Here is a 7,746-nt window from a genome sequence, read left to right on the forward strand (position 1 = left end):
CCACAGAGCCCCCAGCGCTCGGGGACGCCCACAACTTGGGCGCCGGTGCCCTCGGCGCGGCGTGCGCGTACACGCCCGGGCGCGCCGGTCTGGCCGTCGCGGTGGTCGACCGCGGCTCGGTCGCGGGCGGCACCACCGGCGCTGGGGAAGGGAACCTCCTGGTGTCCGACAAGGAAGCCGGACCCGAACTCGATCTCGCGCTGCTGTCCGGCAGACTCTGGCGCGAACTGGCCGAGACCCTGCCACCGGATATCGAGTACGAACCCAAGGGCGGTCTTGTCGTGGCCCCCGACGAGACCGCCTTCGGCGCACTGCGCAAGTTCGCCGAACGGCAGCGAAGTTCCGGAGTGGCCGCCTGTGAAATCCCCGCCGACCGGCTCCACGAGCTCGAACCACATCTCGCACCCGGGCTCGCGGGGGGCTTCCACTACCCTCAGGACGCCCAGGTCCAGCCCGCCGTGGCGGCCGCCCGGCTGCTCGCCGCGGCACGTGAACACGGGGCGGTCATCCGACTCGGCGAGGAGGTCACCGGAGTGCTCACCGCACCGGGCGGGGCCGTCCGGGGCGTACGCACCTCCCGCGGCGGACTCCTCGCACCCGCCGTCGTCAACGCGGCGGGCACCTGGGGCGGCGCCATCGCCCGGCTCGCGGGCACCGAACTGCCCGTACTGCCCCGGCGGGGCTTCGTCCTGGTCACCGAACCACTGCCACGCGTCGTGCGCCACAAGGTGTACGCCGCCGACTACATCGCCGATGTCGCAAGCGGCTCAGCGACTCTCCAGTCCTCCGCGGTTGTCGAAGGCACCCCCGCAGGACCGGTCCTGATCGGCGCGACCCGCGAACGGGTGGGCTTCGACCGAAGCCTGTCCCGGGAGGCACTGCGCCGACTCGCCTGCCAGGCAAAGGAGTTGTTCCCCGTGCTCGCAGACCTGCGGGTGCTGCGGGCCTACCACGGCTTCCGGCCCTACCTTCCCGACCATCTGCCCGCCATCGGGCCCGACCCCAGGGTGCCGGGACTCCTGCACGCCTGCGGACACGAGGGGGCCGGCATCGGACTGGCGCCCGCCACCGGGCTGCTGATCGCCGCCGCCCTGAGCGGGGGGCAACAGGCCCTGGGGCTCGCACCGTTCCGGCCGGACCGGTTCGGTGAGGCGCCCGCGCCCGCTTCGGGCGACCGTGGCCACCCCGGTCGGCCCGATCGCCCGGGTCGCCCCGATCACCCCGACGACGATTCAGGAGCGGCGCAGTGACCAGAACTCCCGCGTCCCTGGTGCGGGCCGACCCCGGTCCTCCGTACGAGATCACCTTCGACGGACGTCCCATCCGGGCCCTTCCCGGGCAGACCGTCGCCGCCGCGCTCTGGGCCGCGGGCATCCTCTCCTGGCGCACCACCCGGGTGAACGGCACACCGCGCGGGGCCTTCTGCGGTATCGGCGTCTGCTACGACTGTCTCGCCACCGTCAACGGCCGCCCCAACCAGCGGGCATGCCTGGTTCCGGCACGTCCGGGCGACGCGATCACCACACAGGAGGGCACCGGCCATGACGACCTCTCCGTGTGACGTCGGCGATCCCTATGACACCGCGGTCGTCGGGGCCGGGCCCGCGGGGCTCGCGGCGGCGGTCACAGCCGCCGAGCTGGGAGTGCGGGTGGCGCTGCTCGACGCGGGGGAGCGGACGGGAGGGCAGTTCTACCGCCGGCCGGCGGCCGCACTCGGTGCCCGCCGCCCGGAGGCCCTGCACCACGGCTGGAGCGCCTACGCCGATCTGGAACGCAGACTGCGCACACTTCGGGAAGCGGGCCGCGTCCGGTACCTTCCCGCACACCACGTCTGGACGATCCTTCCCGACGGCGCCGACGCGGACGGCGGCACCTCTGGTTGGCGGTTTCACGCCCTGGCGGGCAGCCGGGTGGAGGAGGAGCGGCCCGCCCAGATCCGGGCTCGTACCGTGCTGCTGGCCACCGGAGCGTACGAGCGCCAACTGCCTTTCCCGGGCTGGACCGTGCCCGGGGTCATCGGTGCCGGCGCGGCGCAGGCCATGCTCAAGTCCGGTCTGGTGCTGCCTGGTCGGCGGATCGTCGTGGCAGGCAGCGGACCACTGCTGCTCGCCGTGGCCGGATCGCTCACGGCGGCCGGTGCCGAGGTGCCCGTCATGGTGGAGGCGTCGTCCTACGCCGCCTACGCCCGCCGACTGCCCACCCTCCTGCGGGTTCCCGGGAAACTCGCCGAAGGCGCGGTCCACGCGGGTGCGCTGCTGAGGCGCGGTGTACGGATGCTCAGCAGGCACGCCGTCATCGCGGCCCATGGCACCGAGCGGGTGGAGGCCGTCACGCTCGCCAGGATCGACCGAGACTGGCGGCCGGTGCCGGGCAGTGCCCGGCGTGTCGCCTGTGACGCGGTCGCCGTCGGACACGGTCTCGTGCCGCAGCTCGAACTCGCTGCGGAACTCGGTTGCGCCACCCGCCGCACCCCTGACGGCGGCGTGGCGCTGCGGGTGGACGGTGAACAACGCACCACCGTGACCGGCGTCTGGTCGGCGGGCGAGACCGGCGGTATCGGGGGCGCCGAACTCGCCCTGATCGAAGGAGAACTGGCGGGACGCTCCATCGCCCGTACCCTGCGCGGCGTCCTCGCCCATTCCCGGCACACCGCCCGGGCGGCCGCCCGCCGTGCCCGGATGAGAGCCTTCGCCGATCTGATGGCCGCCGCGCACCGCCCGCGCTCCGGCTGGACCGGGTGGCTCGACGACACCACCACGGTGTGCCGTTGTGAGGAGGTGCCGGCCGGGCTGATCAAGGAGGCGGCCGGTGAGCTCGGAGCGCACGACGCCCGGACGGTGAAGCTGCTCACGCGCGCCGGGATGGGCTGGTGCCAGGGGCGTGTCTGCGGCCCAGCCGTGAACTGGCTGACCGGTGAGGACCCCGCAGCGGGGCCCGTCGCGGACCGGCGCCCGCTGTCGTGTCCGGTGCCGCTGGGCCATCTCGCCGAACCGCCGGAATCACCCTGAAGCACCCACGCACACGCAGGTTCGCACTCACGCACGGACTGGCAAGCACTGACCGGGCGAACCCGGTGACAGCGACAACCGCCCACTTATACAATGTCACACAGTACAAGAGGAGTTGGACATGGCATTCGCACCTCGTACCCGCCCCTGGCACGGAATCATGGTCGCCACCGCCCTTCCACTGCGCGACGACCTCTCCGTCGACTACGACGCCTACGCCGACCATGTGGCCTGGCTGATAGCCAACGGCTGCGACGGAGTCGTACCCAACGGTTCCCTGGGTGAGTACCAGACCCTCACCGACGACGAACGCGCCCGAGTGGTCCGTACCGCCATCGACGCGGCCGGAGACGGGAGCCGTGTGATGCCTGGCGTCGCCGCCTACGGCAGCGCCGAGGCGCGTCGCTGGGCCGACCAGGCGGCCGATGCGGGCGCCGGATCCGTGCTGCTGCTGCCCCCCAACGCCTACCGCGCGGACGAGACGGCGGTGCTGGCCCACTACGCCGAGGTCGCGCGCTCCGGCGTACCCGTCGTCGCGTACAACAACCCCCACGACACCAAGGTCGACCTCACGCCCGGGCTCCTCGCCCGGCTCCATACCGAGCACGGTGTCGTCGCCGTGAAGGAGTTCAGCGGCGATGTTCGGCGCGCCTACGAGATCGCCGAACTCGCACCGGGGCTCGACCTGCTGATCGGCGCGGACGACGTGCTGCTCGAACTGGCCGTCGCCGGTGCGGTCGGCTGGATCGCGGGGTATCCCAACGCTCTGCCCCAGGTGTGTGCGGACCTCTACCGCGCCGCCGCCGACGGGGATCTGGAAGTGGCGCTACCGCTCTACAAGTCCCTGCACTCACTGCTGCGCTGGGACTCCAGGACCGAGTTCGTACAAGCCATCAAGCTGTCCATGGACCTCGCCGGCCGCCCGGGAGGCCCGACCCGCCCGCCACGCCGCCCCCTCACCCCGGAGCAGGACGCGGCCGTGCGCGCGGCCACCGAGAAAGCGCTCGCCGAAGGCCACCGCTGACCGGCTGACCAGAAAGAGGGGACCCCTATGCGCACCCGCCATGTCTTCCACGCCGTCGACTCGCACACCGAGGGCATGCCCACCCGTGTCATCACCGCCGGTACCGGGGTGATCCCCGGTACCACCATGGCCGAGCGGCGGACGTACTTCATGGAGCACCTGGACCACATTCGCACCCTGCTCATGTACGAGCCGCGCGGCCACTCCGCGATGAGCGGCGCTGTCCTCCAGCCCCCCACCCGGCCGGACGCCCACTACGGTGTGCTCTTCATCGAGGTGTCCGGGGTGCTCCCGATGTGCGGCCACGGCACCATCGGCGTCGCCACCGTGCTCGTGGAGACCGGCATGGTGCCCGTCAGTGAGCCGGTCACCACGGTCCGCCTCGACACCCCCGCCGGACTGGTGACGGCGGAAGTCCGGGTGGAGGACGGGGTGGCCCGCTCGGTCAGGCTCACCAACGTGCCCGCGTTCTGCCTTGCCCTCGACCGTAAGGCCGAGGTACCCGGACATGGCACGATCACCTATGACATGGCGTACGGCGGCAACTTCTACGCCATCGTCGCCCTGGACGCGCTCGGCCTCCCCTTCGACCGCGCCCGCAAGGACGAGCTGCTGACCGCCTCCCTGGCCGTCATGGACGCCATCAACGCCACCGACCGCCCCGTCCACCCCGAGAACCCGCGCATCGCCGGGGTCAAGCACGTCTATCTCGCCGCCCCCGGCTCCGACGCCGTACGGTCCCGGCATGCCATGGGCATCCACCCCGGCTGGTTCGACCGATCCCCGTGCGGTACGGGCACCAGCGCCCGGATGGCCCAGCTCCACGCCCGGGGCGAGCTTCCCATCGGCCGTGACTTCGTCAACGAGTCGTTCATCGGCACGGAGTTCACCGGCCGGCTGATCGGGGAGACCACCGTCGGCGCACTGCCCGCCGTGGTCCCCACCATCACCGGGCGGGCCTGGATCACCGGCACGGCCCAGTACTTCCTCGACCCGTCCGACCCGTTCCCCGGGGGATTCCTCCTGTGACAGCCATGACGGCGACGCCGACCACGACAGCGACCCGCCGAGCAAACGTGACATTGTACTCTGGCTCTTCGCGGATTCACGGAGGCATGCCATGGGCGACCCAAAGCAGTTCACCCTGATCACAGCCCAGGAGCGGCTGCGCGACCAGGTCGCCCACGCACTGCGCGCCGCTCTCGTGGCGGGCGAGCTCCGCCCCGGCCATGTGTACTCCGCGCCCGGACTCGCCGCCGACTTCGGTACCTCCGCCACACCCGTGCGCGAGGCCATGCTCGACCTCGCGCGCGAGGGGCTGGTCGAACCGGTCCGCAACAAGGGCTTCCGGATCACCGAGGTCAGCGAGCGCGACCTCGACCAGTACACCGAACTGCGTGCCCTGATCGAGGTGCCGACCATCGGGAAGGTCACCGGCATCGCGACGGTGGAGCAGCTCGAAGAGCTGCGCCCGGTCGCCGATGAGATCGTGACGCGCGCGCGGGAGCACGATCTCATCGGATATCTGGACGCGGACCGCCGGTTCCACCTCGGTCTGCTCACCCTCGCGGGCAACGAGCGACTGGTCGAGACGGTCGGCGACCTCCGCAAGCGTTCCCGGCTGTACGGGCTGACCAGGCTGGACGAGCGCGGTCAGCTGGTGGCTTCGGCGGAGGAGCACGTGGAACTGCTCGATCTGATGCTCGCCGGTGACGCGGCGGGAGCGCAGGAGTGCATGGCCCGCCACCTCGGGCATGTCCGCTCCCTCTGGGCCCAGGCGCGGGACGAACCGGTGGAGCCCAGGCCGCGGCACCGCCTCGGCGGTCGCTGACCGCGTCCCCACCGGTCCGGGAGGTCCACGCACGGAGCCGCCGCGCCTGGCCGCCGACTCGCGGCGGTCCCGGCCGGGGCCTACGGTCGAAGGGACAGGCACGGGGCTGTCCACTGTTCACCGGCTCCCGGCGCTCACCGGCTCCCTGCCTCTCACCGGCCGTCGGCCACCGGCCACCGGCCCCGCCCGCCGCCCCGGCCATGCACGCGTGTCGCCGGGCCGTACACGCCATGACCAGCCCGCGACCCGTCCCAGCAGCGCGGACCACCGCCCCGGAGCGGGGTGGTGGGAGCGCGATGGCGCTGCTCGTCATCGCGTCCTGCCAGCTGATGGTGGTCCTCGACATCACCATCGTGAACACCGCGCTGCCGCACATCCAGACCTCGCTGGGCTTCTCCACCGTCGATCTCTCGTGGGTCGTCAGCGCGTACACCCTCGCGTTCGGCGGACTGCTGCTGCTCGGGGGCCGGACGGGGGACATCCTGGGGCGGCGCAGGGTCTTCGTCTGCGGAGTGCTGCTCTTCGTCGCGGGCTCGCTGGCCGCGGGGCTCGCACCGAGCGCCGGGGCGCTGCTCGTCGCCCGCGCCCTCCAGGGGGCGGGCGCCGCTGTCGCCTCCCCGACCGCCCTCGCCCTGATCAGTACGACCTTCACCGAAGGCCCGGAACGCAACCGCGCCTTCGGTGTGTTCGCCTCTGTATCCGCCGCGGGCGGAGCGCTCGGCCTGATGGCGGGCGGTGTGATCGTCGAATGGCTCGACTGGCGCTGGGTGTTCTTCGTCAACGGTCCGATCGGACTGCTCATCGTCCTTGCCGCGCCTCGCTGGATCAAGGAGTCCGGACGCCAGCCCGGCACCTTCGACATCGCGGGCGCGCTCACCGCCACAGCCGGGATGGTGCTGCTCGTCTACGGTTTCATCCGGGCGGCACAGGATGGGTGGTCGGACGCACTCACGATCGCGTCGTTCGCGCTGGCGCCGGTGATCCTCGGTCTGTGCGCCCTTGTCGAGCGCCGTTCCGTACGGCCGGTGATCCCGCTCCATCTGTTCGCCGACCGCAACCGCCGTGGGACCTACGTGATGATACTGAGCCTCGCCGCGGCGATGTTCGGCATGTTCTTCCTCCTCACGCTCTACGTGCAGAACGTGCTGGGCTTCAGCCCGCTCCAGGCGGGTTTCGCCTTTCTGCCGGTCAGCGCGATCGTCGTGACGGGGGCGCGGACCACGGCACGGCTACTGCCCCGGTACGGGCCCAAGCCCTTCCTGGTGACCGGCGCCGTGCTCGCGACCGCCGGCCTGGTCTGGCTGACCCGGGTCGATGTCCACTCGACGTACGCCGGTGCTGTGCTGGGGCCGATGCTGGTGTTCGGTCTGGGTATGGGACTCCAGTTCGTGTCGATCACCGTAACGGCGCTCACCGGTGTCGCGGCCGGGGAGTCCGGTGCGGGGTCCGGTCTGCTCAACGTGCATCAGCAGGTCGGCGGCTCGCTCGGGTTCGCCGTACTGATCACGGTGTTCGGTACGGTCGCGGGCCGGGATGCGGCCCGGCAGACTTCGGACTTCCTCACCCGGGCCACCCCCGCCGAGAGGCTGCGCTACGCGCACACCGGCCGGCTCCCGGCGCCATACGCCGACGCGGTCCTCACCTCCGGTGCGACGGCTGCCTTCGCCGTCGCCGCCGTCTTCACGGCGGTAGCCGTGCTGGTCGCGCTGTTCGTCATCCGGATCGGCCCCGCCGACATGGAGCGCCTGAACGGCCGCGGTGGCGGAAGCCGGTGAGGCTCGCGCCGACCGTGCCGGGTCGTTGCCGTACGGGCACGGGGACCTGACCGGGGTGGGGGGGCCCGTGGTGGTGGGCGGCGCCCCCCCACAGTGAACCCCATAAAC

General features: G+C 71.9%; 7 protein-coding genes. All 7 read left to right on the forward strand.

Translation table 11 applies throughout. The features are described 5' to 3' along the window. The first annotated feature begins 35 nt into the window (after nt 1-35). The 7 genes from ACFWI9_RS22290 (at nt 36) to ACFWI9_RS22320 (ending at nt 7,638) form a co-directional block, all read left to right on the forward strand. Entirely contained in the window at nt 36-1,250 is a 1,215-nt protein-coding gene (locus ACFWI9_RS22290; protein ID WP_387164507.1) for an NAD(P)/FAD-dependent oxidoreductase, read from the forward strand. Further along, nucleotides 1,247-1,561: a (2Fe-2S)-binding protein gene (locus ACFWI9_RS22295; RefSeq protein ID WP_387164471.1), complete on the forward strand. Its 315-nt coding sequence runs from the start codon at nt 1,247-1,249 to the stop codon at nt 1,559-1,561. The genes ACFWI9_RS22290 and ACFWI9_RS22295 overlap by 4 nt, the downstream gene beginning before the upstream one ends. Continuing rightward, nucleotides 1,542-3,008, forward strand: coding sequence for an NAD(P)/FAD-dependent oxidoreductase (locus tag ACFWI9_RS22300; protein WP_387164473.1), 1,467 nt, complete (start codon nt 1,542-1,544; stop codon nt 3,006-3,008). The genes ACFWI9_RS22295 and ACFWI9_RS22300 overlap by 20 nt, the downstream gene beginning before the upstream one ends. A gap of 121 nt (nt 3,009-3,129) precedes the next feature. Further along, nucleotides 3,130-4,032 carry a dihydrodipicolinate synthase family protein gene (locus ACFWI9_RS22305; protein ID WP_387164475.1) on the forward strand — a complete coding sequence of 301 codons (903 nt, stop codon included), beginning with the start codon at nt 3,130-3,132 and terminating at the stop codon, nt 4,030-4,032. A 27-nt stretch (nt 4,033-4,059) separates the two neighbouring features. After that, the gene (locus tag ACFWI9_RS22310; RefSeq protein ID WP_387164477.1) at nt 4,060-5,061 is read left to right on the forward strand and encodes a proline racemase family protein; all 1,002 of its coding nucleotides are present in this window, start codon (nt 4,060-4,062) and stop codon (nt 5,059-5,061) included. Between the two features lie 91 nt (nt 5,062-5,152). Beyond that, on the forward strand, nt 5,153-5,863 hold the full coding sequence (locus ACFWI9_RS22315; RefSeq protein WP_387164478.1) for a GntR family transcriptional regulator: 711 nt from the start codon (nt 5,153-5,155) through the stop codon (nt 5,861-5,863). A gap of 230 nt (nt 5,864-6,093) precedes the next feature. Further along, nucleotides 6,094-7,638 carry an MFS transporter gene (locus ACFWI9_RS22320; protein ID WP_387164479.1) on the forward strand — a complete coding sequence of 515 codons (1,545 nt, stop codon included), beginning with the start codon at nt 6,094-6,096 and terminating at the stop codon, nt 7,636-7,638. Nucleotides 7,639-7,746 lie beyond the last annotated feature (108 nt).

The organism is Streptomyces sp. NPDC127084, assembly GCF_042724175.1.
Lineage (GTDB): Bacteria > Actinomycetota > Actinomycetes > Streptomycetales > Streptomycetaceae > Streptomyces.

Coding starts and splice junctions, on each gene's coding strand:
- ACFWI9_RS22310 (WP_387164477.1), top strand. CDS start 4,060: ATGCGCACCCGCCATGTCTTCCACGCCGTCGACTCGCACACCGAGGGC.
- ACFWI9_RS22305 (WP_387164475.1), top strand. CDS start 3,130: ATGGCATTCGCACCTCGTACCCGCCCCTGGCACGGAATCATGGTCGCC.
- ACFWI9_RS22300 (WP_387164473.1), top strand. CDS start 1,542: ATGACGACCTCTCCGTGTGACGTCGGCGATCCCTATGACACCGCGGTC.
- ACFWI9_RS22315 (WP_387164478.1), top strand. CDS start 5,153: ATGGGCGACCCAAAGCAGTTCACCCTGATCACAGCCCAGGAGCGGCTG.
- ACFWI9_RS22320 (WP_387164479.1), top strand. CDS start 6,094: ATGACCAGCCCGCGACCCGTCCCAGCAGCGCGGACCACCGCCCCGGAG.